General features: G+C 72.6%; 21 protein-coding genes. 7 read left to right on the forward strand and 14 right to left on the reverse strand.

Going from position 1 to position 26,870, the window contains the following annotated elements; all coding sequences use genetic code 11:
* The first annotated feature begins 66 nt into the window (after window positions 1–66).
* From AC0KTA_RS09735 to AC0KTA_RS09750, 4 genes are all read left to right on the forward strand, one after another.
* Window positions 67–1,173, forward strand: coding sequence for an ABC transporter permease (locus tag AC0KTA_RS09735; protein WP_481054719.1), 1,107 nt, complete (start codon window positions 67–69; stop codon window positions 1,171–1,173).
* The gene (locus AC0KTA_RS09740) at window positions 1,170–2,165 is read left to right on the forward strand and encodes an ABC transporter permease (RefSeq protein WP_481054720.1); all 996 of its coding nucleotides are present in this window, start codon (window positions 1,170–1,172) and stop codon (window positions 2,163–2,165) included. The genes AC0KTA_RS09735 and AC0KTA_RS09740 overlap by 4 nt, the downstream gene beginning before the upstream one ends.
* Window positions 2,162–3,208, forward strand: coding sequence for an ABC transporter ATP-binding protein (locus AC0KTA_RS09745; protein ID WP_481054721.1), 1,047 nt, complete (start codon window positions 2,162–2,164; stop codon window positions 3,206–3,208). The genes AC0KTA_RS09740 and AC0KTA_RS09745 overlap by 4 nt, the downstream gene beginning before the upstream one ends.
* A gap of 175 nt (window positions 3,209–3,383) precedes the next feature.
* Window positions 3,384–4,403 (forward strand): ABC transporter ATP-binding protein, encoded by a 1,020-nt coding sequence (locus AC0KTA_RS09750; RefSeq protein ID WP_481054722.1) that lies wholly within the window; start codon window positions 3,384–3,386, stop codon window positions 4,401–4,403.
* Window positions 4,404–4,501: 98 nt separating this feature from the next.
* Here the strand turns inward: AC0KTA_RS09750 and AC0KTA_RS09755 are convergent, their stop codons facing one another.
* The 9 genes from AC0KTA_RS09755 to rimP form a co-directional block, all read right to left on the reverse strand.
* On the reverse strand, window positions 4,502–5,455 hold the full coding sequence (locus AC0KTA_RS09755; RefSeq protein ID WP_481054723.1) for a bifunctional riboflavin kinase/FAD synthetase: 954 nt from the start codon (window positions 5,453–5,455) through the stop codon (window positions 4,502–4,504).
* 131 nt (window positions 5,456–5,586) lie between these two features.
* Window positions 5,587–9,315 carry a serine protease gene (locus tag AC0KTA_RS09760; RefSeq protein WP_481054724.1) on the reverse strand — a complete coding sequence of 1,243 codons (3,729 nt, stop codon included), beginning with the start codon at window positions 9,313–9,315 and terminating at the stop codon, window positions 5,587–5,589.
* A 296-nt stretch (window positions 9,316–9,611) separates the two neighbouring features.
* Window positions 9,612–10,523: a tRNA pseudouridine(55) synthase TruB gene (gene truB, locus AC0KTA_RS09765; protein WP_481054725.1), complete on the reverse strand. Its 912-nt coding sequence runs from the start codon at window positions 10,521–10,523 to the stop codon at window positions 9,612–9,614.
* A complete protein-coding gene (gene rbfA, locus AC0KTA_RS09770; protein ID WP_481054726.1) occupies window positions 10,523–11,017 on the reverse strand; it encodes a 30S ribosome-binding factor RbfA in 495 nt (164 codons plus the stop codon). Before rbfA ends, truB begins: the two co-directional genes overlap by 1 nt.
* A gap of 57 nt (window positions 11,018–11,074) precedes the next feature.
* Window positions 11,075–11,371, reverse strand: a complete 297-nt coding sequence (locus AC0KTA_RS09775; protein ID WP_481054727.1) for a DUF503 domain-containing protein — start codon at window positions 11,369–11,371, stop codon at window positions 11,075–11,077.
* A 367-nt stretch (window positions 11,372–11,738) separates the two neighbouring features.
* Window positions 11,739–14,885 (reverse strand): translation initiation factor IF-2, encoded by a 3,147-nt coding sequence (infB, locus tag AC0KTA_RS09780; protein WP_481054728.1) that lies wholly within the window; start codon window positions 14,883–14,885, stop codon window positions 11,739–11,741.
* A 145-nt stretch (window positions 14,886–15,030) separates the two neighbouring features.
* Window positions 15,031–15,330 carry a YlxR family protein gene (locus tag AC0KTA_RS09785; protein WP_481054729.1) on the reverse strand — a complete coding sequence of 100 codons (300 nt, stop codon included), beginning with the start codon at window positions 15,328–15,330 and terminating at the stop codon, window positions 15,031–15,033.
* 78 nt (window positions 15,331–15,408) lie between these two features.
* Window positions 15,409–16,416: a transcription termination factor NusA gene (gene nusA, locus AC0KTA_RS09790; RefSeq protein ID WP_481054730.1), complete on the reverse strand. Its 1,008-nt coding sequence runs from the start codon at window positions 16,414–16,416 to the stop codon at window positions 15,409–15,411.
* 2 nt (window positions 16,417–16,418) lie between these two features.
* Window positions 16,419–16,964 (reverse strand): ribosome maturation factor RimP, encoded by a 546-nt coding sequence (gene rimP / locus AC0KTA_RS09795; protein ID WP_481054731.1) that lies wholly within the window; start codon window positions 16,962–16,964, stop codon window positions 16,419–16,421.
* A gap of 292 nt (window positions 16,965–17,256) precedes the next feature.
* Between rimP and AC0KTA_RS09800 the strand changes: the two genes are divergently transcribed.
* From AC0KTA_RS09800 to AC0KTA_RS09810, 3 genes are all read left to right on the forward strand, one after another.
* Complete coding sequence (locus AC0KTA_RS09800; RefSeq protein ID WP_481054732.1) at window positions 17,257–17,784, forward strand: hypothetical protein; 528 nt, start codon at window positions 17,257–17,259, stop codon at window positions 17,782–17,784.
* A gap of 41 nt (window positions 17,785–17,825) precedes the next feature.
* A complete protein-coding gene (locus tag AC0KTA_RS09805; RefSeq protein ID WP_481056370.1) occupies window positions 17,826–18,329 on the forward strand; it encodes a ferritin-like domain-containing protein in 504 nt (167 codons plus the stop codon).
* 141 nt (window positions 18,330–18,470) lie between these two features.
* Window positions 18,471–19,397: an aminoglycoside phosphotransferase family protein gene (locus tag AC0KTA_RS09810; RefSeq protein WP_481054733.1), complete on the forward strand. Its 927-nt coding sequence runs from the start codon at window positions 18,471–18,473 to the stop codon at window positions 19,395–19,397.
* 217 nt (window positions 19,398–19,614) lie between these two features.
* On the opposite strand, the gene AC0KTA_RS09815 is transcribed toward AC0KTA_RS09810, so the two are convergent.
* The 5 genes from AC0KTA_RS09815 to ispG form a co-directional block, all read right to left on the reverse strand.
* A complete protein-coding gene (locus AC0KTA_RS09815; protein ID WP_481054734.1) occupies window positions 19,615–21,309 on the reverse strand; it encodes a proline--tRNA ligase in 1,695 nt (564 codons plus the stop codon).
* Between the two features lie 152 nt (window positions 21,310–21,461).
* Entirely contained in the window at window positions 21,462–22,007 is a 546-nt protein-coding gene (locus AC0KTA_RS09820; protein ID WP_481054735.1) for a GNAT family N-acetyltransferase, read from the reverse strand.
* Between the two features lie 120 nt (window positions 22,008–22,127).
* A complete protein-coding gene (locus AC0KTA_RS09825) occupies window positions 22,128–22,976 on the reverse strand; it encodes a GNAT family N-acetyltransferase (RefSeq protein WP_481054736.1) in 849 nt (282 codons plus the stop codon).
* A gap of 105 nt (window positions 22,977–23,081) precedes the next feature.
* Complete coding sequence (locus tag AC0KTA_RS09830) at window positions 23,082–24,938, reverse strand: alpha-L-fucosidase (RefSeq protein WP_481054737.1); 1,857 nt, start codon at window positions 24,936–24,938, stop codon at window positions 23,082–23,084.
* A gap of 757 nt (window positions 24,939–25,695) precedes the next feature.
* A complete protein-coding gene (ispG, locus tag AC0KTA_RS09835) occupies window positions 25,696–26,850 on the reverse strand; it encodes a flavodoxin-dependent (E)-4-hydroxy-3-methylbut-2-enyl-diphosphate synthase (RefSeq protein WP_481054738.1) in 1,155 nt (384 codons plus the stop codon).
* Window positions 26,851–26,870 lie beyond the last annotated feature (20 nt).

A 26,870-nucleotide genomic window follows, 5' to 3' on the forward strand; every position in this document is an offset into this window, starting at 1 on the left:
CCATCAGAGGACGCCCCGCCCGCGGACGCCCCACCCGGGGGCGCCCCACAAGACCGTGAGTCACGCATGACCCCGGCAGACAGCAATCCGGCAGCGATCCTCGCCGCCGAAGCCGAAGCCGAACGCAAGGGCGCGGCTCCCGGCGGACCGGCCGACCAGGCCGGTCCGCGGGGCCGCGGCCCCCGGGCGCGCAACACGACCGCCTATCTCCAGTACGTCGCGGGCAAGCTCGGCGGCGCGCTCGTCTCGATGTTCGCCGTGCTCGTCACGAGCTTCTTCCTGTTCCGGCTGATCCCGGGCGACCCGGTGAAGCAGATGACGGGCGGGCGCCGCGTGTCGAGCGAGCAACTCGACGCCATGCGCGCGGAGTTCGGCCTGGACGACCCGGTGTGGCAGCAGTTCACGGACTACTGCGGCAACGTCCTGACGGGGGACTTCGGCACCTCGTACCAGTTCCACACGCCCGTCATGGACAAGATCACGGAAGCGATCGGCCCGACGCTGTGGCTCACCGGCACGGCGTACGTCCTCTATACGCTCATCGGTATCTGGCTGGGCACGCGCACGGCCTGGCGCAACGGCCGCATCGGCGACCGCTTCCACACCGGGCTCGCGCTGACCCTGTACTCGGTGCCGTCGTTCTGGCTCGGGCTGCTGCTCATCATCACCTTCTCCGTGGGGGTGGGGCCGCTGCCCGGGATGTTCCCGACGGGCGGCATGGAGAGCGGGGACGAGAGCGGCTTCGCGTACGTCGTCGACGTGGCCCACCACATGGTCCTGCCGGTGCTGACGCTCGTGGCCGTGGGGTACGCGCAGACGCTGCTCGTCATGCGGTCGTCCCTCCTCGACGAGATGGGCAGCGACTATCTGACGACGGCCCGGGCCAAGGGACTGCGGGACGACCTGGTGCGGCGGCGGCACGCCGTGCCGAACGCGCTGCTTCCGACGGTGACGCTGATGTTCGTGAATCTCGGAACGGTGGTCGCGGGCGCGATCCTCGTCGAGACCGTCTTCTCCTGGCCGGGGCTCGGCGGGCTCTTCTACCAGGCGCTGAGCGTGCCGGACCTGCCGCTGGTGCAGGGCCTGTTCTTCGTCTTCGCGACGGCGGTGATCCTGATGAACACGGTTGCCGACGTGATCTATCCGCTGCTCGATCCCAGGGTGGGCCGATGACGTCCGAGACAGCCTCCGTTCCCGCGCCGCAGGAGCCGGAGGGCACGCGAGAGACGCAAGAGACACAAGAGACGCAAAAGACACAGCCCCCGAAGGAGGCGAGGAGCCCGCGCGCCCTCGCCTGGACGCGCAGGCGGCACTCCGCGGCCCGCTTCTGGCGGGAGTACCGCACGCACCGGGCCGGGCTCTTCGGGCTCGCCGCGCTGGTCCTCATCACCCTGGCCGCGGTGTTCGCGCCGCTGCTCGTCGGCGCCGACGCGCAGAGCGTGACGGAGGCGCCGGGCGAGGCCATGCAGTCGCCGAGCGGCGAATTCCCGCTTGGCACCGACCAGTTCGGGCGCGATCTGCTCGCGCTGCTGGTGTGGGGCGCGCGGATCTCCCTGACCGTCGGGCTGCTCGCGGCGTTCCTGTCCGTGGCCATCGGCACGGTCGTGGGGATCACGGCGGGCCACTTCAGGGGCTGGTACGCGACCGTCATCATGCGGGTCACCGACTGGTTCCTGGTGATGCCGACGCTGGTCCTCGCGATCGCGCTGGCGTCGGTGATGGACCGTTCCATCTGGACGATCATCCTGGCGATCGGCGTGACGACGTGGCCGACGACGGCCCGCCTGGTGCGCGCGCAGACCCTCGCCGTGGAGTCCCGCCCGTACATCGAGCGGGCGCAGGCGCTCGGCGGCGGCCACGGCCACATCATGGCCCGGCACGTGCTGCCGAACGTCATGCCGCTGGTCCTCGCGCAGACCACGCTCGTCATCTCCAGCGCGATCCTCACCGAGGCGACGCTGGCCTTCCTCGGTCTCGGCGACCCGACGGTCGTGTCCTGGGGCGGCCTCCTCCAGGACGCCCGCGAGGCGGGCGCGGTCAGCGCGGGCGACTGGTGGTACCTGGCGCCGCCCGGCATCGCGATCGCCGTGGTCGCGCTCGCGTTCACGCTGTGCGGGCGGGCCGTGGAGTCCGTGCTCAACCCCAGGCTGGGAGTGTCCCGTTGACCACCGAGACGACCGTGACGACCACCACCGCACCCGAGGCCGCGGGGCGCCTGCTCGACGTACGGAATCTGCACGTGACGTACGCCTCCGGGGCCGCCGCCGTCCGCGGTGTCGACCTCGCCGTGGACGCCGGGCAGAAGCTGGGCGTGGCCGGCGAGTCGGGCTGCGGGAAGTCCACGCTGGCCCTGGCGCTGCTGCGGCTGCTGCCCGCCGGGACGAAGGTGACCGGCGAGATCCTGCTGGACGGCGAGGACGTGCTCGCCATGAAGTGGGGGCGGGTGCGCGCGGTCCGTTGGGCGGGCGCGTCCATCGTGTTCCAGGGCGCGATGCACTCCCTGAACGCGGTGCACCGCATCGGCGACCAGATCGCCGAGCCCATCCTGCTGCACAAGAAGGCGACCCCCGCGGGCGCCAAGAAGAAGGCCCGTGAGCTGCTCGAACACGTGGGTCTGCCGGGCGCCCGCGCGGACGCCTATCCCCACGAGCTCTCCGGCGGGCAGCGGCAGCGCGTGATGATCGCGATGGCCCTCGCCTGCGATCCGCGCCTGATCATCGCCGACGAGCCGACGACCGCCCTCGACGTCATGATCCAGGCGCAGATCCTGCGCCTCATCGAGCAGCTCGTGGCCGAGCAGGACCTCGGCCTGATCATGATCAGCCACGACCTGGCGGTCCTGTCCGACACCTGCGACCGGCTCGCGGTGATGTACGCGGGCCGGGTCGTCGAGGAGGGTCCGGCTCAGGACGTGTACGAGCGGGCTCATCACCCGTACGGCAAGGCGCTGTCGGCCGCGTTCCCGCGCATCGGGGACCCGTCCTCGCGGTTCGCGCCGCGCGGGCTTCCCGGCGATCCGCCGGACCCCTCGGCGCTGCCGTCCGGCTGCACGTTCCACCCCCGCTGTCCGGTGGCCCTCGACGCGTGCGCGACGGAGGACCAGTCGCTGCGGGCGGCGGGGCCGGTGCACCGGGCGGCGTGCGTCCATGTGGGCGCGCAGGTGCCGGAGCCGTCGGCGTCGGCGTCGTCGGTGGAGGGCGCGTCGTGACGGGCGCCCGGCCGCCGCGTGCGGCTGTCCGCGCCGCCGCAGGCACCCGGCCGCGTCCGGGTGTGCGCGGAGTGGCGTGCCCCGCGTACGCCGACCGGCGCCCGGCCCGCGCCGCGCACCACCCGGCGTACACCGTGATCCGCCGACCCGGTCCCCCGGCCCCGAGGAGAAGCGCATGACCACCGAGACGACCCTCGAACCGGCGAAGCCGCCGGCGGACTCCGCGCCGCTGCTCACGGCCTCCGACCTGCACATCACCTTCCCCGGGCGCCGGGGCGCCGACCCGGCGCGCGCGGTGGACGGCGTGGACCTCGACATCCGGCGCGGCGAGATCGTCGCGCTCGTCGGCGAGTCCGGCTGCGGCAAGACCACGCTCGCGCGCTCCCTGCTCGGGCTCGTCGCGCCCACCTCCGGCCGGGTCGCCTTCGACGGCAAGCCGCTGGAGTACCGCAGCCGCGCCCTGAAGGCCTACCGCAAGCGCGTCCAGCTCGTGCTCCAGGACCCGAGCGGCTCGCTCAACCCGCGGCACACGGTGTACGAGGCCGTGGCCGAGGGGCTGCGCATCCATGGGTACGGGGGTGACGAGCGGGCGGCCGTCGGCGAGGCGCTGTCCCGGGCCGGACTGCGGCCGCCGGAGCGGTTCTTCCTGCGCTACCCGCACGAGCTGTCCGGCGGGCAGCGCCAGCGGGTGGTCATCGCGGGCGCGCTGGTGCTCGAGCCGGAGCTGATCGTCGCGGACGAGCCGGTGGCCTCGCTGGACGCGTCCGTGCGGGGGGAGATCCTCGCGCTGCTGTTGCGGCTGCGCGAGGAACTCGGCCTGTCCGCCCTCGTCGTGACCCACGACCTGGGTCTTGCCTGGAACATCGCGGACCGCGTCGCGGTGATGTACCTGGGCCGCATCGTGGAGACCGGGGCGGTCGAGGACGTCCTCACGGCACCTCAGCATCCGTACACCCAGGCGCTGTTGTCCGTCCTGCCCGAGGCGCCGGGGGACCCGGTGGTGCTCACCGGGGAGCCGCCGGACCCGTCCCGGGTGCCGTCCGGCTGCCGGTTCCACGCGCGGTGTCAGATCCTCGCGAGCGGCGAGGCGGAGCGCGCCGGGGTGGCGCAGGACTGCCGTACGAAGGACTTGCCGGTGCTGTCCGGCGCTGGGGGGACGCAGGTTGCCTGTCACTGGGCGGCCGTTCGGGGTTGACCTTGCGGTCGGCGCGCCGCTGATCGCCCTTCGGGCTCGTCCTCAAACTCCCCCAAGCTCTTAAAGAGCAGGGAGGGACCCCCTCGACGGGCTGAAATTCACCGGCTGTCGGCCGCCTCGACCAGCTCCCGCGACTTCTTCACGTCGTCCGCGATCGCGACCAAGAGTTCGTCGATCGAGTCGAACTTCGCCTGGCCGCGCACGAAGGCGAGGAAGTCCACGGCGACGTGCAGGCCGTACAGGTCGAGGCCGACGCGGTCGATCGCGTAGGCCTCGACGGTGCGCTCGGTGCCGTCGAACTGGGGGTTCGTGCCGACGGAGATCGCCGCGGGCATCGCCTCGCCGTTCGCGTGCAGCCAGCCGGCGTAGACGCCGTCGGCGGGGATCGCGGTGTGCGGCAGGGTCTCCACGTTGGCCGTGGGGAAGCCCAGCTCGCGGCCGCGCTGGGCGCCGCGGACGACGACGCCCTCCACGCGGTGCGGGCGGCCCAGGATCTCGTTGGCGCCCGCGACGTCGCCCTCGGCGACGAGGCGGCGGGTGAGCGTGGACGAGAAGGGCAGGCCGCCGCCCGCCGTGCCGCTCACGTAGAGGTCGATGACCTCGACCTCGTAGTCGTAGGTCCGGCCGAGTTCGGCGAGGACCTCGACGTTGCCCGCGGCGCGGTGGCCGAAGCGGAAGTTGGGGCCCTCGACGACCGCCTTGGCGTGCAGCTTGTCGACCAGGACCTTGACCACGAAGTCGGCGGGCGACAGCTTCGAGAACTCGGTCGTGAAGGGCAGCACGAGGACGGCGTCCACGCCGAGGTCCGCCATCAGTTCGGCGCGCCGGTGGTGCGGGGCGAGCAGCGGCGGGTGGCTGCCGGGCCGCACGACCTCGCTCGGGTGCGGGTCGAAGGTGACGACCACGGCGGGCACGCCCAGCTCTCGGGCGTGGGCCACCGCGCGGCCGATGATGAGCTGGTGACCGCGGTGCACGCCGTCGTAGGAACCAATGGTGACGACGCTGCGCCCCCAGTCCTGGGGGATGTCCTCCAAGCCACGCCAGCGCTGCACTGTTTTCGCTCCTCGCCGAACCCGTGAATGTATCCGTACGCCCGTACGTCTGTACGTCCCGTTGCCGATTGCGCAGGTCTAAGACTGCCATGCCGACAGAATGTCGCCCGCATCGGCCGGGGTGGCGGAGCTCACGCCGACACGGGCACCGCCCCGGTGAGCTGCTCGATCGTGCGCCGGGCGCTCGGGCCGACGAGCGCGGCCCAGTCCTGCGGGGCCTCGCGGAGCCAGCCGGTGAGGCGCCGGGCGAAGCCGGGCACACGCCGCGCCAGGTCGACCAGGGTGCGGTCGGAGCGGGTCGCGCCCTCCGGGGTGCGGCCGAGCAGCAGCGCGGTGCGGCGCACCAGCTCGCGGTCGCGCTCGGCGCCGCCGCCCCGGCCGCCGACCGCGCGCAGCACGGCCTCGAAGACGGCGGGCTCCCGCTCGCCCGCGAGCATCAGGTCGAGCAGTTCGGTCCGCAGCGGGCGCGACACGGGGGTGCCGGGTGCGGTGAGCACGGGCGCGAGCGCGGCCCGCACGTCCGCGCTGCGGCTCCGCAGCAGCCTCGCGACCAGCGGGAACAGCTCGGCGCGCACGCCCGGCCCCTGTTCGAGGCGCAGATCCGCATACGCCGCCGCGTCGGCCGCGGCCCGCGGGCACTGCTCCGCCCGCTCCTGTACGAGCTCCGCCACGCGCCGCGCGAGGTCGGGCGTCGGCACGTCCGGGAGGCCGCGCAGGACCTCGGCGGTGCCGGTGCTCCGGGTGCGCAGGCGGGAGCGGAAGGCGGCGAGCACCGTCTCGGGGTGGGTGGTCAGGGCTGCGGCGAGGGCGCTCGCGGGCAGGCCGGGGTCGCCGGCCGCGAAGTGTTCGAGGGCCCGCGTCAGGTGGCGGGCGCGGGTGCGGGGCTCGCGGACGAGGAGGGCGAGGGCGTTGCCGTGCAGGGCGTCGTCGGCGGGGCGGGCGAGGAGGGCCTCGGCCGCGTACCGCAGGAGTTCGCGGTCGGCGTCGCCGGTGGCGTGCCGGGCGGCGCGCGGGGCGTGCGCGGCGGCGGCGACGCGGCGGGCGGGGCGGGCGTCGTGGGCCCAGCGGTCGACGGCGCGGCAGAGCGCGGACGGCTCGTCCTCGGCGAGCGCGCCGAGCAGTTCGTCGGCGCGCGGATTGGCGCAGTCGACGAGGGCTTCGGTGAGGTCGTCGACTGCGCGGTGCCGGTGGGTGTGGAGGAGGGCCTGGGCGGCGGAGGCGACGGTCGCCTCGGGGGCGGCACGCAGCGGACTCTCGTCGGCGAACCAGCGGGTGAGGTGGTGCTGTACGGCGGCGGGGTCGGCGGCGAGCCGCTCCGCGACGGCGTCCAGGCAGCGGCGCCCGGTGCCGGGCGGGCCGTCGTGCACCACGACGGCCCGCAGCAGCTCGAACCGTGCGGCCTCCGGCAGCCGCAGCGCGAACCAGAACTCGGGCCCGAACTGCCCCTGGGCGGCGACCTGTTGAAGCACGTCGACGTACGGAGTGGCATCACCCACCCGAAGCAACACCTCCCGCAACAAATGCCGAGCCCACCACCACGCGTCCCCAAACTCACCGAGCCCGGGCCCGACCTCCTCCAAGTCGCCGCCGAGGCCCCCAACCCCTGCCTCTGCCCCCACATCCCCCACCAGGCCACAGCCCGACACCTCCGCCCCCGACCGAACAGCCACCCCCTCCGGGCCCGCACCGGAACCCCCCGAGACGCCACCCGAGCCGTCCGGCCCCGACCCGCGCCCCCCAAGGCGGCCGAGCACCTCCAGCGCCCGCGCCAACTCCCCCAACCGGCCAGCGAGTTCGCTGGCCCCCCGTTGCCGTTCCAGCTGCAGCAGGGCCTGCAGCACCGGTCCGACGCGGTGGCGTGGGACCGGCAGTGACCGCGCCGCGGGCGACAGGGCGTCCGGCTCGGCGTACCGCAGGACCAGGGACGTCAGGGCGCCGTCCACGTCCAGGTGGAGGCCCTGGATCCAGTCGGCGACCTCTTCGTGGGCGAAGCGGTATCCGGCGCCGGCCGGGACGAGGAGGCCCTCGGTGAGCACCGCGGACGCCCAGCCGGTGCAGCCGTCGAACCCCTTGCCCGGCAGGGCTCCCCAGGGGAACACCTCCTCGAAGGAGGCCCGGTCGAGCTGTCCCTGCCCGGGGCCCAGGCACCGCCGGGCCGCCTCGTGCACCTGCCCCGACACCTTCGCCGCGAGCCGCCGCACGGCGGTCCCGCGCAGCCCGCTGTCGGCGGCGAGGCGGACGGCGACGCGCAGGGCGAGCAGGTCGAGGTAGGCGGCGAACACGTCCGCGCGGGAGGGCCGGCCGACGGGTTCGCCCGGCAGCGCCGCGGCCACCTCCGAGAGCAACCGCAGCGTCAGCGGATGGCGGGCGTCGGCGTCGGAGAGGACACCGTCCTCGATGCCGAACCGCTCCCGCGCCCGCCGCGCCTGCGGCTCGGGCAGCTCGCCGAGGCGCAGGCAGCCGGGGAGCTGCGCGCGCAGGCATTCGTCGGGTCGCTCGCCGATGCCCGGGGTGTGCAGCAGGTCCCCGGGGAAGTGCGTGCCGGCCTGCTCCCAGTACTCCGCGCGGCAGGCCACGACGAGCCGTGTCCCGGTGTCCCGCAGCCAGCCTGCCGTCCCGGTGCTCCACTCGGCGAGGCGGTGCGCGAGCACGGGCGGCATCTCCTCGGGGCCGTCGAGCAGGAGCAGCAGGGGCCGGCCCGCGTCCCGCACGAGCCGGGCGACGCGGCCCGCCGAGATGTCCCCGAGCCCGTCGTCGCCGCCCGTCACCGCGTCCGACGCGGCGAGGATGCGGCCGGCCCGCTCCAGGGCGCGGCCCACCGCGTCGGCCACGGAGGTGTCCTCGTCCCGCAGGTCGGCGCCGCGCAGCCACACGGTGGGGGCGGGTTCGGCGCCCCGGGCGCGGCGTCCGGCGAGCGCGGCGAGTTCGGTCGTGCGGCCGGTGCCGGGGTCGCCGACGAGGCCGAGCACGCGGGCCGGTCCGGCGGCGGTGAACTGCGTGAACTCCCTTTCCGTGGTGGGCCGTTCGACCGGTTCGGGGCGGGTCGGGCGCGGGCCGTCGGAGCCGGTCGAGGTGGCCGTGAGGTGCAGCGCGCCCGCGAGGTTCAGATCGCGGCCGTAGCCGGGCACGGTGGCCGCGTTGTGGGCGAGGAGGACGGCGAGCGGCCCGCCGGGGTCGGCGGCGGCCGCGGCCCGCAGCGGCACGGCGAATCCGGCGGCACGGTGCGGGGCCTGCAGGGCGGTGGCCAGGACGGCGAGGACGGCGCCGGAGGCGGCGTCGACGACGGGCCCGCCCGCGGCGCCGCCGCCGAGCCGCAGCGCGTCCGCGCCGTCGGTGCCGATGGCCAGCTCCATGGCGGCGTCGAGCAGGTGGAAGCGGTCCGTCGCGGTGTACGTCACGGCGGCCGAGTCGAGTACCCGGGCCTGCCGCCAGCCGCCCGCGGCGATGCGTACGTACGAACCCACGGCGACCGTGTCGCGCACGGTCACGGGCAGGGGGCGCAGACCGAGGCCTTCGGTGCGGACGAGGGCGAGGTCGCACTCCGGCAGCGCGGTGACGGCGTCGTCGGTGACGACGCAGGTGCGCTCGCCCGGCGCGTGCAGCACTATCCTGGCGAGGCCGTCGACCGCCTCGTGGCTGGTGATCACGGTGCCGTGCTCGTCGGCGGCGAAGCCGTGGCCGCGCGGGCGGCCTGCCAGGTCGCAGATCCGCACCAGGGACCACTCGGGCTCCCGCCACGCGTCCTGGCCCACCGTCCACTCGCTGCGCGGAGCACCCCGGTGTTCGCTCCGGTGGATCCGGTCACTCCGGCCCCGGGCCCGCTCCCCGCCGCCCCGTACCCGCGGGCCCCGTCCCGCCATGCTCGAACCTCCCAGCCGCGCCCCGTACTTCCGACCGTAGGCCGGAGATGATCAGCCGGACAGAACGCGAGCCGAACGCGCCCCCTTCCGCTCCCTCGGTTCACTCCGAGCGCCTGCCCATAGGGGTGAATCGGCGGGTGGCGGTGGATACACCTTCATGAGGGGGGACCGCAGGGGGGGACTGTGGAGCGGCGGACGAGGGTGCGCCGCTCCACAACAAGGGGGGCCGAGCTCCACAACAAGGGGACCGGCCGGAGCCGGTGCCAGAGGAACGCCGACGTAACGCGGAGCCGGCGTCAGGAGAACACGGCGAGGCTCTTGGCCTTGCCCTTCAACTCCTCGGCCAGGACCAGGAATTCACCCGCGGGCCCGAAGACGGCGACGGGACCGGCGCCCGCGTACTCCTCCGGCATCTCGATCCGCACGCCGTTGGCGAGCAGCCGCGCCCGCCGCTCGTCCACGTCCCAGCGCGGGAAGGCCGCGGCGGCCGCCTCGGCGACCGGCATCACCGTCAGCTCCTCCTGGAGCTGGTCGAGGGTCTTCGCGGAATCCAGCTTGTAGGGCCCGACGCGGGTGCGGCGCAGCGCCGTGAGGTGGCCGCCGACGCCGAGCCCGGCGCCGAGGTCGCGGGCCAGGGCCCGGATGTACGTACCCGAGGAGCAGACGACGGACACGACCAGGTCCAGGACGGGGGTGCCGTCCTCGGCGACCGCGTCCCGTATGTCGTACACCTGGAAGGACGAGACCGTCACCGGGCGGGCGGGGATCTCGAAGTCCTCGCCCTGGCGCGCTCGCGCGTACGAACGCTTGCCGTCGATCTTGATCGCGCTGACCTTCGACGGGACCTGCATGATCGCGCCGGACAGCTCGGCGATGCCCGCGTCGATGGCGTCGCGCTTGATGCCGGAGGCGTCCGTGGACGCCGTGATCTCGCCCTCGGCGTCGTCCGTGACGGTGGACTGGCCGAGGCGGATCGTGCCGAGATACTCCTTCTCGGTCAGCGCCAGATGGCCGAGCAGCTTCGTGGCGCGCTCGACGCCGAGGACGAGGACGCCCGTCGCCATCGGGTCGAGGGTGCCGGCGTGGCCGACGCGGCGGGTCTTCGCGATGCCCCGCATCTTGGCGACCACGTCGTGCGAAGTGAAGCCGGACGGCTTGTCGACGATGACAAGGCCGTCCGGCGTCGTTCCAGTACTGCGCTTGGTCATTACGAGGCGTCGCCGTCCTTGTCGGCCGCCGCGCCGGTGCTGCCGGCGCTGTCGTCCGCCTCTTCGGCGTCCTCTTCCGGCTTGCGGTACGGGTCCGCGCCGCCCGCGAACTCGGCGCCCGCGGAGGCCTCGCGGACCTTCGCGTCCGAGGCGCGCGCCCGGTCGAGGAGGTCCTCGATGGCCTTGGCGGTGTCCGGGAGGGCGTCCGCCACGAACGTCAGCGTCGGCGTGAACTTCACGCCCGCCGCGCGGCCGACCTCGGAGCGGAGCACTCCCTTGGCGCTCTCCAGGCCCGCGGCCGCGGCCGCGCGCTCCTCGTCGTCCCCGTAGACCGTGTAGAAGACGGTCGCCTCCCGCAGGTCACCCGTGACCCGGGTGTCCGTGATGGTGACATGCGAGCCGAGCCGCGGGTCCTTGATCCCGCGCTGCAGCTTCTGGGCCACCACCTCTCGGATGAGGTCCGCCAGCCTCTTCGCCCGCGCGTTGTCGGCCACTGCTCCGTCTCCTTCTGTGCCTTGCTCGTCGCTGGTCGTTCAGATCGTTCAAGTCGTTCAGTCGTCGTCGTTGCCGTGGAACCGCCGCCGTACCGACAGCAGCTCCACCTCGGGCCGGGCGGCGACGAGCCGTTCGCACCGGTCCAGTACGTCCGTGATGTGCCCCGCGTCCCCGGAGACCAGCGCCAGGCCGATCTCGCTCCTGCGGTGCAGGTCCTGGTGGCCGACCTCCGCCACGCTCACCGCGTACTTCCGCTGGAGTTCCGCCACGATGGGGCGGACGAGGGAGCGTTTCTCCTTCAGCGAATGTACGTCGCCGAGGAGCAGGTCGAAGGACAGAGTCCCCACATACATGTGTGTCCCGGATAACCCGCCGGTGCGGGATCGCGCCCTGCGCACGGTTGGCAGGATCACCTGAACCGTACAACGTGGGACCGGATCCCCTCGACGGAGTTTCGCCCCCGCCGCCCCTACCCGTCCCGTACCCGGGGCTCCGCCCCGGACCCCGCTCCTCAAACGCCGGAGGGGCTGGATTTCCCCGCCCACCCACCCCATCACGCCCGAAGGGCGAAAAAGGGCGGGCGGGTGGGGAAAAGCCCGTCCGGCGTTTGAGGACGAGGCGCGGAGCGCCGAAAAGGCGGGGGAAAGGGGGCGCAGCCCCCATACAAGCCGGGGGTTGCCCAGGGGGAGAACCCCCGGGCAACCCCCGGACCCGTTCACGCTATGCCCGCGGCTTCTCGCGCATCTCGTACGTAGCAATGACGTCGTCGACCTTGATGTCGTTGAAGTTGCCGAGGTTGATACCACCCTCGAACCCTTCGCGGATCTCGGTGACGTCGTCCTTGAAGCGACGCAGTCCCTCGATGTTGAGGTTCTCCGCGATGACCTTGCCATCGCGCAGCAGCCGGGCCTTGGTGTTCCGCTTGACCTCGCCGGAGCGGATGAGCACACCCGCGATGTTGCCCAGCTTGGACGAGCGGAAGACCTCGCGGATCTCCGCCGTGCCGAGCTCGACCTCTTCGTACTCCGGCTTGAGCATGCCCTTGAGGGCCGCCTCGATCTCCTCGATGGCCTGGTAGATCACCGAGTAGTAGCGGACGTCGACGCCCTCGCGCTCCGCCATCTGCGCGGCACGTCCGGCCGCGCGGACGTTGAAGCCGATGACGATGGCGTCGGAGCCCATGGCCAGGTCGATGTCCGACTCGGTGACCGCACCCACGCCGCGGTGCAGCACGCGGATGTCGACCTCCTCGCCCACGTCGAGCTGGAGCAGGGAGGACTCCAGGGCCTCGACGGAACCAGAAGCGTCACCCTTGATGATGAGGTTGAGCTGCTGGATCTCGCCGGCCTTGAGCACCTTGTCCAGGTCCTCGAGCGAGACGCGGCGGACGCGCTTGGCGAACGCGGCGTTGCGCTCACGGGCGGCACGCTTCTCGGCGATCTGACGGGCCGTACGGTCCTCGTCGACGACCAGGAAGTTGTCGCCCGCGCCCGGGACGTTGGTGAGACCGAGGACGAGGACCGGGGTCGACGGACCCGCCTCTTCCACGTTCTCGCCCTTGTCGTCGAGCATCGCGCGGACTCGGCCGTACGCGTCGCCGGCGACCATCGTGTCACCGACGCGCAGCGTGCCGCGCTGGACCAGGACGGTCGCGACGGCGCCGCGGCCCTTGTCCAGGTGGGCCTCGATCGCGATGCCCTGCGCGTCCTGGTCGGGGTTGGCCCGCAGGTCGAGCGAGGCGTCGGCGGTGAGGACGACGGCCTCGAGCAGCTGCTCGATGTTGGTGCCCTGGCGGGCGGAGATGTCGACGAACATCGTGTCGCCGCCGTACTCCTCGGCCACCAGGCCGAACTCGGTGAGCTGACCGCGCACCTTGGTCGGGTCCGCGCCCTCGACGTCGATCTTGTTGACCGCGACCACGATCGGCACGTCGGCCGCCTTGGCGTGGTTCAGCGCCTCGATCGTCTGGGGCATCACACCGTCGTTGGCCGCCACCACGAGGATCGCGATGTCGGTCGACTTCGCACCACGGGCACGCATGGCGGTGAACGCCTCGTGGCCCGGGGTGTCGATGAAGGTGATCGCGCGGTCCTCGCCGTTGACCTCGGTCGCGACCTGGTAGGCACCGATGTGCTGGGTGATGCCACCGGCCTCGCCCGCGACCACGTTGGTCTTGCGGATCGCGTCGAGGAGTCGGGTCTTTCCGTGGTCGACGTGACCCATGACGGTCACGACCGGCGGACGGGACATGAGCGCCTCTTCGCCGCCCTCGTCCTCACCGAACTCGATGGAGAACGACTCGAGCAGCTCGCGGTCCTCCTCCTCGGGGCTGACGATCTGAACCGTGTAGTTCATCTCGTCGCCGAGGAGCTGCAGCGTCTCGTCGGAGACGGACTGCGTGGCCGTGACCATCTCGCCGAGGTTCATCATCACCGCGACGAGTGACGCCGGGTTGGCGTTGATCTTCTCGGCGAAGTCAGTGAGGGAGGCACCGCGCGACAGGCGAACGGTCTCGCCGTTGCCGCGAGGCAGCATCACACCGCCGACCGACGGGGCCTGCATGGCCTCGTACTCCTGGCGCCTCTGCCGCTTCGACTTGCGACCGCGACGCGCGGGACCGCCGGGACGGCCGAAGGCGCCCTGCGTGCCACCACGGCCACCGGGACCACCCGGACGGCCACCGAAGCCGGGACGACCGCCGAAGCCGCCGCCACCACCGGGACGACCGGCACCGCCGCCACCGCCCGGACCACCGGGACGGCCGGCGAACCCACCGCCGCCGCCACCCGGACCACCGGGACGACCGGCGAAGCCGGGACGGCCACCGCCGCCACCGCCGCCACCGGGACGACCGCCGCCACCGGGACCACGGCCACCGCCGGGGCCACCACCGGGACGCGGGCCGGCAGCGGGACGCTGCGGCATCATGCCCGGGTTCGGACGGTTGCCGCCGGGGGCACCGCCCGGACGCGGCGCCTGCGGGCGCGGCATGCCGGCCGGGGACGGACGTGCGCCGCCCTGGCCCTGCGGACGCGGACCACCCTGGCCGCCGCCCTGACCGCCCTGCGGACGCGGGCCGCCGGGAGCGCCACCGGGACCACCGGGACGCGGGGCACCGCCCGGACGGGGCGCCTGCGGGCGCGCCATGCCGGTGGAGCCACCAGAGGTGAAGGGGTTGTTACCCGGACGCGGACCGGCCGGACGGCCGCCCGGACGCGGGGCGCCACCCTGGCCGCCGGGGCGCGGAGCACCCTGACGGTCGCCGCGGTCACCGCGGTCGCCACGACCGCCCTGACCCTGACCGCCCTGGCCGGGGGCCGGACGGCCCGCGGGCTTCGGGGCACCCGGGCGAGCGCCCGGACGGGGGCCCGCCGGCGCCGAGGAGGCGGCCGGGGCAGCCGGCGCGGCCGGCGGAGCGGTGAACTCCGGGGCGGCCGGAGCCGGGGTGACCGGCGCGGCAGGGGCAGCCGGAGCGGCCGGCGCCGGCTTGGGCGTCGGCGGCTTGGGACCCGGACGCGGGCCGGGGGCGGCCGGAGCGGCCGCGGGCTTGTCGGCCGCGGCGGCGGGCTTGGCCGCCGGGGGCTTGGGCGCGGCCGGACCCGGACGGGCGGCCTGCGCGGGAGAGGGGGCCGACGGGGTCGCCGGCTTGGGGGCGGCCTGCTTGCGCGGCGCGCCGGGCTTGGCGGCGCCGGACTTGCCGTTGCCACCGCCCTGATTCAATGCGTCAGTCAGTTTACGTACTACCGGCGCCTCGATCGTCGAGGACGCCGAACGTACGAATTCACCGAGTTCTTGGAGCTTGGCCATGACGACCTTGCTCTCCACGCCGAACTCCTTGGCGAGTTCGTATACCCGGACCTTAGCCACTTCGCTCCTTTTAGGTCCGGGTTACGCCGGACCGTCGCTACTTCATGGGCGTACTCATCGCGTACTCATCGAGTGCTCATCGCAATCTCGACCTACTTCCAACTCGCGAGGTACCAGGACCGCACGGGGTTCCGTGCGGCACGTTTTACGGTGTTGCCTGCTGGGCAACGGTCTCGGCTGCCTCGACATTCCCGCGCAGTGCCGCGGTGTCGAGCGGCCCCTGGACCCGGAAGGCCCGTGGGAACGCCCGGCGGCGGAGCGCCAGGTCAAGACAGACCAGGGCGGGGTGTACATACGCACCCCGGCCGGGCAGCGTACCGCTTGAGTCGGGGACGCAGACGCCCTCGACCGCCACGATGCGCAGCAGCTCACTCTTGGCCGCTCGCTCCCGGCACCCCACACACGTGCGCTCAGGGCATGCGCGGGCATGCGTCCGGCCAGACACGCTTAAGTCTACCTCCCCGTACCGACCTCACCCCTTTGGGGCAAAAATCGAACGGTTGTTGTCTTGATCAGTACGAGATCAGGCTCCAGAGCCATGCTCGGACTGATCGGGCTGCTCGGTGTCCGGCCGGATGTCGATCCGCCAGCCGGTGAGCCGGGCGGCGAGGCGGGCGTTCTGGCCCTCCTTGCCGATCGCCAGCGAAAGCTGGTAGTCGGGCACGGTCACGCGGGCGGAGCGGGCGGCCAGGTCGACGATCTCGACCTTGCTGACGCGGGCCGGGGACAGCGCGTGGGCCACCATCTCGCCCGGGTCGTCCGACCAGTCCACGATGTCGATCTTCTCGCCGTTGAGCTCGCCCATGACGTTGCGCACACGGCTGCCCATCGGGCCGATGCAGGCGCCCTTGGCGTTGAGGCCGGAGCGGGTCGAGCGGACCGCGATCTTGGTGCGGTGCCCGGCCTCGCGGGCGATGGCGGAGATCTCGACGGACCCGTCGGCGATCTCCGGCACCTCGAGCGCGAAGAGCTTCTTCACCAGGTTCGGGTGCGTGCGCGACAGCGTCACGGAGGGGCCGCGGACGCCCTTCGCCACCCGGACGACGTACGAGCGAAGGCGCATGCCGTGCGGGTACTCCTCGCCCGGCACCTGCTCCTGCACCGGCAGGATGGCCTCCAGCTTGCCGATGTCGACCAGGACGTTCTTCGGGTCGCGGCCCTGCTGGACGACACCGGTGACGATGTCGCCCTCACGGCCCGCGTACTCGCCGAGGGTCGCGTCGTCCTCGGCGTCGCGCAGCCGCTGCAGGATGACCTGCTTGGCGGTGGTGGCGGCGATCCGGCCGAAGTCGGACGGGGTGTCGTCGAACTCCTTGGGCTCCTGGCCCTCTTCGAGGTCCGCCGGGTCCTCCGTCGCCCACACCGTCACATGGCCGCTGTCGCGGTCCAGCTTCACGCGGGCGCGACGGAAGCTTCCTTCGGTGCGGTGGTAGGCGATGAGGAGGGCCGACTCGATCGCCTCGACCAGCAGGTCGAAGGAGATCTCCTTCTCCCGTACCAGACCCCGCAGGGCACTCATGTCGATGTCCACGGCTACGCCTCCTCCTCTTCCTTCATGTCCTTGTTGTCGTTGTCATTGCCGGTGTCACTGCCGCCGTCGCCGCCCTTACGACCGAACTCGACCTGGACCCGCGCCTTGGCGATGTCGGCGAAGGCGAGCCTGCGGGCGGTGGCCTTGCGGCCCTTCACTCCGGGCACTTCGAGGTCGAGGCCGTCCTCGTCCACGGCCAGGATCCGGGCGACGAGCTCGTCGCCATCGGTGAGCTGGAACTTCACCAGACGGTCCGTGGCGCGCACGTAGTGGCGGTGCTCGGTGAGGGCGCGCTCGGCGCCGGGGGTGCCGACCTCCAGGGTGTACTCCCCCTGGCCCATGGCGTCCGTCTCGTCGAGGGCGGCCGAGAGCGCGCGGCTCACATCGGCGATGGCGTCCAGATCGGCGCCGGTGTCGGAGTCTACGACCACGCGCAGCACACGCTTGCGCCCGACCGAGTCCACTGCGATCTCTTCGAGATCCAGGCCCTGGGAGCGTACGAGCGGTTCCAGCAGTTCTCGCAGCCTCTCGCTCTGGGTGGTGCTCATCCGGGTGACTCCTCGGCCGCGTGTGCTGTTGTGGGATCGTCGTGTGTCAGGTCAAAGGGTATCCGGTCCCGGAGGGTGTTGCCGTCCACCACGGGCCGCTCCGCACGCCCGGTGCGACGCGGACAGGACCGGGCACGATCCGGTTACGAGCCGATCGCACGTACGAGGACAGGGCGCAGGTACGGTGATCACCGGGCCCGCGCCCACCCCCGCCCGCCGTCCGAGTGCCCCGCCCTCCCTCTCGCCCCCGCCCTTCGTGCCCTCGCGGCCAACCTTTCCGAGGACGTCTGCCGTGCCGTCGTATCTCACCCCTTCGTGGTCCCGCCCGGGGCCGCGCCGAAGGAGCCTGCTGACCGGGGCCGCCGGCGCGGCCGGCACCACGCTGCTCGTCGGCTGCTCCGGCGACAGCGGCGACGGACGCCCGTCCGCCGCCGACAGGCTGCGCGCGCGTGCGGCGCGGGACAGCGCCGGGCTGCTGCGGCAGTACGACGCCGTGCTCGCGGCCCACGCCCCGCTCGCGGACCGGCTGCGGCCGCTGCGCGCGGAGGTGGCGCGGCACGAGAAGGCGTTCGGCGAGGACCGCGCGACGGCGTCTCCCCGGTCCCCCCAGTCCCCCGGACCTTCCCGGCCGCCCGCTCCCATCTCCGTCCCGGACGACCCGAAGGGCGCCCTGCGGTCCCTGGCGGCGGCCGAGCGGGAGCTGGCCGGGCGGCGCGGCAAGGAACTCCTCGACGCGCCCGCCGAACTCGCCCGGCTGTTCGCGTCGGTCGCGGCGGCGGGTGCCGCGCACGCCTACCTGCTGACGGAGGACGACAAGTGAGGACACCGAGCACACGGGCTCAGGCGGCCGCGGCCGCCGCCGTGCGCGGGTCGCAGGACGACCCGAAGGGCGGCTCGGACGACTCGAAGGACGAGCTGAAGGCGCTGCAGGCGGCGCTGCGGGCCGAGCACGCGGCCGTGTACGGCTACGGGGTCGTGGGCGGCCGGGTCGGTGACGCGCGCCGGGCGGAGGCCCGCACGGCCTACGACGCGCATCGCGCGCGCCGGGACGAGCTGCGGCGCGCGGTGCGCGAGGCCGGCGGCGAGCCGGAGCCCTCGGCGGCCGCGTACGCGCTGCCGTTCCCGGTGCCGGACTCGGCGGCGGCCGTGCGGCTCGCGGCGGAGCTGGAGGAACGGGTCGCCGGGGTCTACTCCGACCTGGTGCGGGCGGCCGTCGGGGCGCGGCGCGGGGCGGCGGCCGAGTCGCTGCGGGAGGCGGCGGTGCGGGCGGCGCGGTGGCGCGGCGGGAGCGTAGCCTTCCCTGGGCTCGCGGAGCGGTCCGCCGGGTCCGGCGGCGGCTCGGGGACCGGGGCGCCGCGGGAGTGACCGCGCGGCCCACGGCAGGGGTGAGCACGCCCCAGGCGTGAACACGCCCCAGGCGTGAACACGCCATCACGTACGTACGCATGCCTTCGGGCAGTAGGGACACGAACGCCTTCGGGCGGCCGGGAAGGGAACACCTCGCGCATGGCTTTCGAACCGCCGCCGCGCCTCGTCCGTGCGCTCGGCGAGACGCCGCGCGACGCCGCCACCGACGACTGGCTGCACCGTCTGCCCGATCTTGCCCAGGAGGCCGTGGCGCGGCGGGAGCTGACGGTCGAGCGGGTGCAGGTGCCCGGCGGGCGCAGCAGCCTCGTCGTGCTCGTGCGGACGCGGGAGGGTACGCCCGCGGTGCTCAAGCTGGTGCCGCCGCGGTCGCGGCCGGACAGCGAGCGGGCCGCGCTCGGGCACTGGGGCGGCCTTGGTGCCGCGCGGCTGCTGGACGCGACGGAGGGCGACGCTTCCGGCTCGTCCGCCGATGGCGCGCTGCTGATCGAGCGGTTGCAGCGCGATGTGTCCGTGCGGTCGTTGCCCGAGGCCAAGTCGATGCTGGAGGCGGCGGGGACGCTGCGGCGGCTGTGGGTGCCGCCGCCCGCGGGGCACCGCTTCGAGACCGTGGCGGAGCGGACGGGGCGGCAGGCCGAGGCGATGGCGGACCGCCCCGACCCGGATGCCGAGCCCCTCGTGGCGGCCGCGCTCGCCGCGCGCGAGGAACTCCTTGCTTCCGTGCCCGAGGGGGCGGAGGCCTTGCTGCACGGGACGTTCCGGCAGAGCAAGGTGCTCGCCGGGGAACGGATGCCGTGGCTGGCCGTGGGGCCCGATCCGGTGGTGGGTGAGTGCGCCTTCGATCTGGCGCGGCTCGTGCGGGACCGGGTGGAGGATCTGATCGCTTCGCCGTCGGGGGCGGGGGTTGCGCGGCGGCGCGTGAAGCGGCTTGCCGAGGCGCTGGAGGTGGATCAGGAGCGGTTGCGGGGGTGGACGTTGTTCCGGGCCGTGGAGTCCGGAGTACGGGCCCTGCGCGTGGGGCGGCCCCAGGACGCGGAGCTGCTCCTTGAGTTCGCGGGCTGGCTGTAGGCCCGCGTGGGACGCCCCAGGCCCGCCCCTTCCCGAAACTGGGGCTCCGCCCCAGACCCCGCTCCTCAAACGCCGGAGGGGCTGAAATTGTGCGGCTAAGTCTTAGCCCGTCCGGCGATTGAGGACGAGCCGCGAAGCGGCGATCAGCGGGGGTCCAGGGGGCGGCAGCCCTCTGGTACGGGAAGGGGCGGGACTGGGGAGCTCCCAGCCGGGTCCCCTACGCCGACAGGCGGGCGATTGCTTCCGCTGCCGGGAGTTCCTCGCGGGCACCCGTGCGCCGGTCCTTGAGCTCCAAGACCCCTTCGGCGGAGCGCCGCCCCGCGACGAGGATCTTCGGGACACCGATCAGCTCGGCGTCGGTGAACTTGACGCCGGGCGAGACCCCGGCCCGGTCGTCGACGAGCACCCGCACACCCGCGGCGTTCAACTTCTCGGCGACGTCGAGCGCCAGCTCGGTCTGCACGGCCTTGCCCGCGGCGACGACGTGCACGTCGGCCGGAGCGACCTCGGCGGGCCAGCACAGCCCCTGCTCGTCGGCGGACTGCTCCACCAGGGCGGCGACGGCGCGGGAGACCCCGATGCCGTACGAGCCCATGGTGACGCGGACGGGCTTGCCGTTCTGGCCGAGGACGTCGAGCTGGAAGGTGTCGGCGTACTTGCGGCCGAGCTGGAAGATGTGGCCGATCTCGATCGCGCGGTCCAGCTTCAGGCCGGCGCCGCAGGCGGGGCAGGGGTCGCCGGCCTCGACCACGACGACGTCCAGGTAGTCGTCGACCTCGAAGTCGCGGCCGCAGACGACGTTGCGCGCGTGCGTGTCGGCCTTGTTGGCGCCGGTGATCCAGGAGGTGCCGGGGGCGACGCGCGGGTCGGCGATGTAGCGGACCTTCTCCAGGCCCTGCGGGCCGACATAGCCGCGGACGAGGTCGTCGCGGCCCACGAAGTCCTCGGCGGTGACCAGTTCGACCGTGGCGGGCGCGAGGTGCTCGGCGAGCTTGCCGAGGTCGACCTCGCGGTCTCCGGGCACGCCCACGGCGACGATCTCGCCGTCGACCTTGACGAGGAGGTTCTTGAGGGTGGCGGAGGCCGGGACGCCCAGGTGCTCGGCGAGGGTCTCGATGGTGGGGGTGTCGGGGGTGTCCAGCTCCTCCACCGCGGAGTGATCATCGACGGACACCGGCTTCAGGGCGAAGGTCACGGCCTCGGTGTTGGCGGCGTACTCGCACTCCGGGCAGTCCACGAAGGTGTCCTCGCCCGCGGGCGCCGGCGCCAGGAACTCCTCGGACGCCGAGCCGCCCATGGCCCCGGACACGGCGGAGACGATGCGATAGTCCAGGCCGAGGCGCTCGAAGATGCGCTGGTAGGCGCCGCGGTGCAGGGCGTACGCCTCGGCAAGACCCTCGTCGGAGGTGTCGAAGGAGTACGAGTCCTTCATCTGGAACTCGCGGCCGCGCAGCACACCGGCGCGCGGGCGGGCCTCGTCGCGGTACTTGGTCTGGATCTGGTAGAGGATCACCGGCAGGTCCTTGTAGGACGAGCACTGGTCCTTGACGACCTGGGTGAAGATCTCCTCGTGGGTGGGGCCGAGGACGTAGTCGGAGCCCTTGCGGTCCTTCAGGCGGAACAGCAGGTCGCCGTACTCCTCGTAGCGCCCACTGGCCTCGTAGGGCTCCTTGGGCAGCAGGGCCGGGAGCAGGACCTCCTGGCCGCCGATGGCGTCCATCTCCTCGCGGACGACACGGGCGACGTTCTCGTAGACCTTCTTGCCGAGCGGCAGCCAGGTCCAGATGCCCGCGGCGGTGCGGCGTACGTAACCGGCGCGGACGAGCAGCTTGTGGTTGAGCGTCTCCGCGTCCGCCGGGTCGTCGCGCAGTGTCTTGACCATCAAACGGGACATGCGCTGGACCTGGGCCATGGTGATCTCCTGCGTCTTCCTGACGGGGGCGTCTCGTGCCGTGCATCGGCCTTCGGCCTCGTCCTCAAACGCCGGACGGGCTTTAACCCCTGCTGCTACGAAAGTGTGATGGCCGCAGGTTAGCCGGGGCACGCACGCACGTGGAAATCGATTCAGCCACCGGGCCGCCTGAGCGGCAGCGGGGCGCCCATCACGGCGTACGGCTTGGGGGCGCTCGGGAAGAGGACGCCGCGGGCCAGGTCGATGTAGCCGAGGGAGCGGTACAGGGCGCGGGCGGGGCTCTCGGTGTCGATGGCGGAGAGGATCGAGCGGGGCTCGGCCGCGGTGTCCGTGATGGTGGTGATGAGGGCGCGGCCGATGCCGCGGTTCTGGTAGCCGGGCCGCACGTGCAGCTCGGTGATCACGAAGGAGTCGTCGAGCCAGCCGTCCAGGCCCCAGCCGCGCAGATAGGGCTCGACGACCGTGGACCACCAGTGCCCGCGGTCGTTGGGCATGCCGTAGACGAAGCCGACGAGCCGCCCGTCGCGGGTGGTCGCGCCGAGCGCCCGCGCGCCGGGGTGGGTGAGGTGCCGCAGGACGATCTGGCGGCGCACGGCGATCTCGTCGTCGCTGAGCCCGAAGGCGAGGGCCTGCACGCGCAGCGCGTCGTCCACGCGCCCGGCCAGGTCGAGCGGCCCGATCACGACGTCGTCAGTCATGCGCGAACCCTACTTCGGAGCACGTCGCGGGCAGTACGGAGCGGACGCGGCGGGCGGGCGCGAGGGACTGGATCAAGACGCGCGCCGAAGCGGCGGCGGCCGGAACAGGAGCGGCACCCGTCAGAACAGGACGCTCATGAAAGCGCCGACCTCCTTGAAGCCCACCCGCCGGTAGGTGGCCCGTGCCGCCGTGTTGAAGTCGTTGACGTACAGGCTGACGACCGGCGCGACGTCCGCGAGGGCGTAGCGCAGGACGGCCGCCATGCCGGGGGCGGCGAGCCCCTGCCCCCGGTACTCGGGCGCCACCCACACGCCCTGGACCTGGCAGGCCCGGTCCGTGGCGGCGCCGATCTCGGCCTTGAAGACGACGCGGCCGTCGGCGTCGAGGCGGGCGAAGGAGCGCCCGGCGCCGACGAGTTCGGCGACCCGCGCCTGGTAGAGGAGCCCGCCGTCGCCGGCCAGCGGCGAGACGCCGACCTCCTCGGTGAACATGGCCACGCACGCCGGCATGATCGTCTCCATCTCGTCCTTGCGGACGCGGCGGACGTACGGATCGGGCGTGATGTCGTCGGGCAGCCGGTCGGTGACCATCAGCGGCTGCTGGCCGCGGACCTCGCGGGCCGGGCCCCAGGACGGTTCGAGCAGCCGCCACAGGAGGGCGGTCGGCTCGGCGGGGCCGACGATGGAGGAGCAGCGGCGGCCGGCTCTGCGGGCGCGGTCGGCGAAGCCGCGGACGGCGCGCGGGGTGGCGCAGATCGGGACGAGGTTGGCGCCCGCGTAGCAGAGGGACTCGAGCATGCCGTCCTCGTACCAGCCCCACAGCTCGCCGCCGAGCCGCCACGGGTCGAGGCCCGCGACGCGCACCCGGGCCGTGACGAAGGCGTTCGCGACCGGCTCGCGGTCGAGCACGGCGAGCGCTGCGTCCAGGTCACTCGGATCGAGGACCCTGGTGGTGGTCTGGGTCAACACGTGCGGGGGCCTCACCATACGGTCTGCTGATCTCCGCACTGTACCTGGCGAGGTTCCGCGATGCCGCCCGGTCGCGGTGGGCCACCGGGCGGCCGCGGCGGCCGGTCAGCGGCGGGACACGTGGCCGTGGCCGACCTGGATCTCGTCGATCTTGAGTTGGCGGTGGAAGTTCGGGGCGTCGGCCGCGGCCCAGGTGGTGGCCACGTCGAGCTTCAAGTAGCGGGTCCTGAGGCGGTCGCCGAGGTCAATGAAGCGGATGCCGCGGGCGCTCTCCAGGACCCCGGCTGTACCGTCTGCGAGCTGCCGCCACCGTTTCCCGTCGTCGCTCACGGACACCGTGTAGTCCTTGACGCGCGCGGAGTCCTCCGGCCTGCCGAAGGTCGAGCGGTTGTGGGTGGGCGACCACTCGCGCTGGTTGATGCCGAGGTGGGTGGCCTTCTTCCGGCTGCCGAGGTCGAGCGTGTACGAGGCGGGCAGCTTGCCCTTGTTGTCGGTGTACGTGGTGAAGTCGCCGTCGGTGAGGGCGGGTTCGCTCGCCTTGACGGACCCGGTGGGGTAGAAGCCCTCACGCCCGCCGGTGGTCTCGACCTTGAAGACGGTGTCGTACGCGTCCCAGTTCTTGACGGACCGGATGGTGAGGCGGCCGTCGCCCTGGGAGAACGGCAGGGGCTTGCCTGTGCGCAGGTCGGTGATCTTCTTGACGCGGTGGCCGTTGTCGCGCAGCCGGACCCGGTCGCCGGTGGCGGGCCGGGTGGTGACGTGGACGTACTGCGTGGTGGGCTTGGCGCGGCTGATGGTGACGTAGCCGTACGCGCCGTCGTTCCAGGCGCCGGGCTGCATCCCGCCGTACATGTAGCCGCCGCCTTCGACGCCGTGCAGGGACTCCCAAATGGGCGGCAGGTAGTCCTTCATGAAGTCGGTGAACTTCTGCTGCTGGGGCGGGAACCGGCCGTCGACCATGGCCTGGAGGTCCATCAGGGACTTGATGGACGTACCCGAATTGGCCACGTACCGGCCGACGTTGAGGCCGGTGTCGACCGGGCGGTCCTGGCCGTCGTACCACCAGGCGCCGGTGCTCGGCACCTTGTAGCAGGACTCGGTCAGGCGCGGCATGGGCGTCCAGACGGCCGAGGGCTGGTCGTAGGGCGGGGTCATGCCGGTCTTCTGCTCGTGGGACACCATGTCCATGATCGCGGTGTCCTCGTTGTTGTTGCTGAGCGTCATGTCGGGGCGCTGCTCGCGGATCTGCTCGTAGAGCTTGTGCTGCTCCCAGTACTCGTTGTCGTTGTCGATCCAGAAGCCGGACAGCTTGGGGTAGTTGTCCATGACCTCGAAGAAGTTGTCGTACGAGAACTCGCCGAAGCCTGGGCGCTGCGTGAGGTCGATGTCGCGGCCCTTGTGGGCGGAGTAGGCGGCCGAGTCGAGGGTCTCGACGCCCTGTTCGTCGTGCCACTTGGGGTCGTCGGTCATGTAGAGGATCGTCTTGACGCCCTTGGCCTCGCCCGCCTTGACGAGTTCGCCGAGGAAGTCGCGCTTCGTGGCGCAGGTGCCGGGGATCTTCGAGGGCCAGGGGCGGGCGTAGCCGAGCCGGGAGTGGAAGGTGGCGAGGACGATGTAGCTCGCCTTGAGCTTCTTGGCCTCGTCGACCCAGTAGTCGGGGGTCCAGCCGCCGTCGGTGACGGCCTTCTCCCATGCCGCGCAGTCGTAGTGCTTGGGGCTGGTGAACATGCCCCAGTGCAGGAAGAGTCCGGCGGTGGCGTTCTTGAGCATGGCTTGGCGGGGTGGGGCGGGGGGTAGCTGCGTGCGTTGGGCGGCGGTGCCTGTGCTGACTCCGGTGCCGGCGCCGGTGTGGGCACCGGTGGCGGCGCCGGTGGCGGCGCCGGTGCCGGCGAGGAGCAGGGACAGGGTTGCGACCCATAAGGCCCAGAGTCTGTGGCGGCGGGCGCGGGGGGTGGCGGTCATACGTGGACCTCGGTTCCATCGACCCAGTCATCGGATGAAACAGTGCGGGGTACGCCCTTTGGGGCGGGTGCCCGAACAAGGTCCTGCGATACATCGGAGCTGTCAAGGTGTTGTGCGGGTCGCCGGGGGCGGCAACTGTGCCGCCGCTGCGCGGCGGCTTCTCCCACCCACCCACCCGTGACTGTCGGCCCCGGCGGAACCCCAGGGCAACGGTCGGCCAACGAACTGTTGGACCCGCAGGAGGGGACGCCTAGATAGCCCCGGGGCCGGAGAACTGTGAACCCCGAGGGACGCCCAGGCAGCCCCCGGGCCGGGGACCTGTGGGACACGAGGCACGCCCAGGCAGCCCCCAGGCCGGGGAACTGCGGGACCCGGAAGAGGCCTAGGCGCGCCGGGACGGCCGAGCCCGGAGCCGCAGAACCGGAGAACGCCACCCACCTTTGGCCCACCCCACGTCCCACGGTCAGGGATGGGTGGGCGGGTGGGAGAAAAACCCCGAACCGAAGCCGCAGGCTCCCCGGCGCACGTCGCCCACCCTTGGCCCACCTCACGCCCCAGGGTCAGAGGATGGGTGGGCGGGTGGGAGAAAACCTGACGAGCCGCAGCCGTGGGACCCGGCGTACGCCACCCACCCTTGGCCCACCCCGCGCCCCGCGGTCAGGGATGGGTGGGCGGGTGGGAGAAAAACCCGCCGCGCCAGCGGCGGCACCCCCACGGCGGGAAAGCCGAACCCCCGCCCAAGGCCCAGGGGCCAGAACTAGCTGATCGTGACCTCGGGCTCGCCCGACATCACGCCGTCCTTCTCCATCTGTTCGGCGATCTTCATCGCCTCGTCGATCAGGGTCTCCACGATCTTCGACTCGGGCACCGTCTTGATCACCTCACCCTTGACGAAGATCTGCCCCTTGCCGTTGCCGGACGCGACACCCAGATCAGCCTCACGCGCCTCACCCGGCCCGTTCACCACACACCCCATCACGGCCACCCGCAACGGCACCTCCATGCCCTCCAGGCCCGCCGTCACCTCATCCGCCAGCTTGTACACATCCACCTGCGCCCGCCCGCACGACGGACACGACACGATCTCCAGACGGCGCTGGCGCAGATTCAGCGACTCCAGGATCTGGATACCGACCTTGACCTCCTCCGCCGGCGGAGCCGACAGCGACACCCGGATCGTGTCCCCGATGCCCTCACTCAGCAGCGCACCGAAGGCCACCGCGGACTTGATGGTGCCCTGGAACGCCGGACCGGCCTCCGTCACCCCCAGGTGCAGCGGGTAATCGCACGCGGCCGCCAGCTGCCGGTAGGCATTGACCATCACCACCGGGTCGTTGTGCTTCACCGAGATCTTGATGTCCCGGAAACCATGCTCCTCGAAGAGTGAGGCTTCCCAGAGGGCCGACTCGACCAGGGCCTCCGGCGTCGCCTTGCCGTACTTCGCCAGCAGCCGCTGATCCAGCGACCCCGCGTTCACCCCGATCCGGATCGGCGTCCCCGCCTCCGAGGCCGCCCGCGCGATCTCCTTCACCTTGTCGTCGAACTGCTTGATGTTGCCCGGATTCACCCGCACCGCCGCACACCCGGCATCGATCGCCGCGAACACATACTTCGGCTGGAAGTGAATATCCGCGATCACCGGAATCTGCGACTTCCGCGCAATCGTCGCCAACGCATCCGCATCATCCTGCGTCGGACACGCCACCCGCACGATCTGACAGCCCGACGCCGTCAACTCCGCGATCTGCTGCAACGTCGCCCCGATGTCCGACGTACGCGTCGTCGTCATCGACTGCACCGACACCGGCGCATCCCCGCCGACAGCCACCGAACCGACCTGGATCTTGCGGCTGACCCTGCGGTCGGCGAGCTTGGTCGGTACGGACGGGATTCCGAGAGAAACGGCAGTCATCTGGCGTGCATCCCCAAGGT

This window comes from Streptomyces sp. Y309 (genome assembly GCF_056712025.1).

Coding starts and splice junctions, on each gene's coding strand:
- AC0KTA_RS09775 (WP_481054727.1), bottom strand. CDS start 11,371: ATGTATGTGGGGACTCTGTCCTTCGACCTGCTCCTCGGCGACGTACAT.
- AC0KTA_RS09760 (WP_481054724.1), bottom strand. CDS start 9,315: ATGGCGGGACGGGGCCCGCGGGTACGGGGCGGCGGGGAGCGGGCCCGG.
- AC0KTA_RS09810 (WP_481054733.1), top strand. CDS start 18,471: ATGGCTTTCGAACCGCCGCCGCGCCTCGTCCGTGCGCTCGGCGAGACG.
- AC0KTA_RS09750 (WP_481054722.1), top strand. CDS start 3,384: ATGACCACCGAGACGACCCTCGAACCGGCGAAGCCGCCGGCGGACTCC.
- AC0KTA_RS09830 (WP_481054737.1), bottom strand. CDS start 24,938: ATGACCGCCACCCCCCGCGCCCGCCGCCACAGACTCTGGGCCTTATGG.
- AC0KTA_RS09740 (WP_481054720.1), top strand. CDS start 1,170: ATGACGTCCGAGACAGCCTCCGTTCCCGCGCCGCAGGAGCCGGAGGGC.
- AC0KTA_RS09815 (WP_481054734.1), bottom strand. CDS start 21,309: ATGGCCCAGGTCCAGCGCATGTCCCGTTTGATGGTCAAGACACTGCGC.
- ispG (WP_481054738.1), bottom strand. CDS start 26,850: ATGACTGCCGTTTCTCTCGGAATCCCGTCCGTACCGACCAAGCTCGCC.
- AC0KTA_RS09735 (WP_481054719.1), top strand. CDS start 67: ATGACCCCGGCAGACAGCAATCCGGCAGCGATCCTCGCCGCCGAAGCC.
- truB (WP_481054725.1), bottom strand. CDS start 10,523: ATGACCAAGCGCAGTACTGGAACGACGCCGGACGGCCTTGTCATCGTC.
- rimP (WP_481054731.1), bottom strand. CDS start 16,964: ATGAGCACCACCCAGAGCGAGAGGCTGCGAGAACTGCTGGAACCGCTC.
- AC0KTA_RS09820 (WP_481054735.1), bottom strand. CDS start 22,007: ATGACTGACGACGTCGTGATCGGGCCGCTCGACCTGGCCGGGCGCGTG.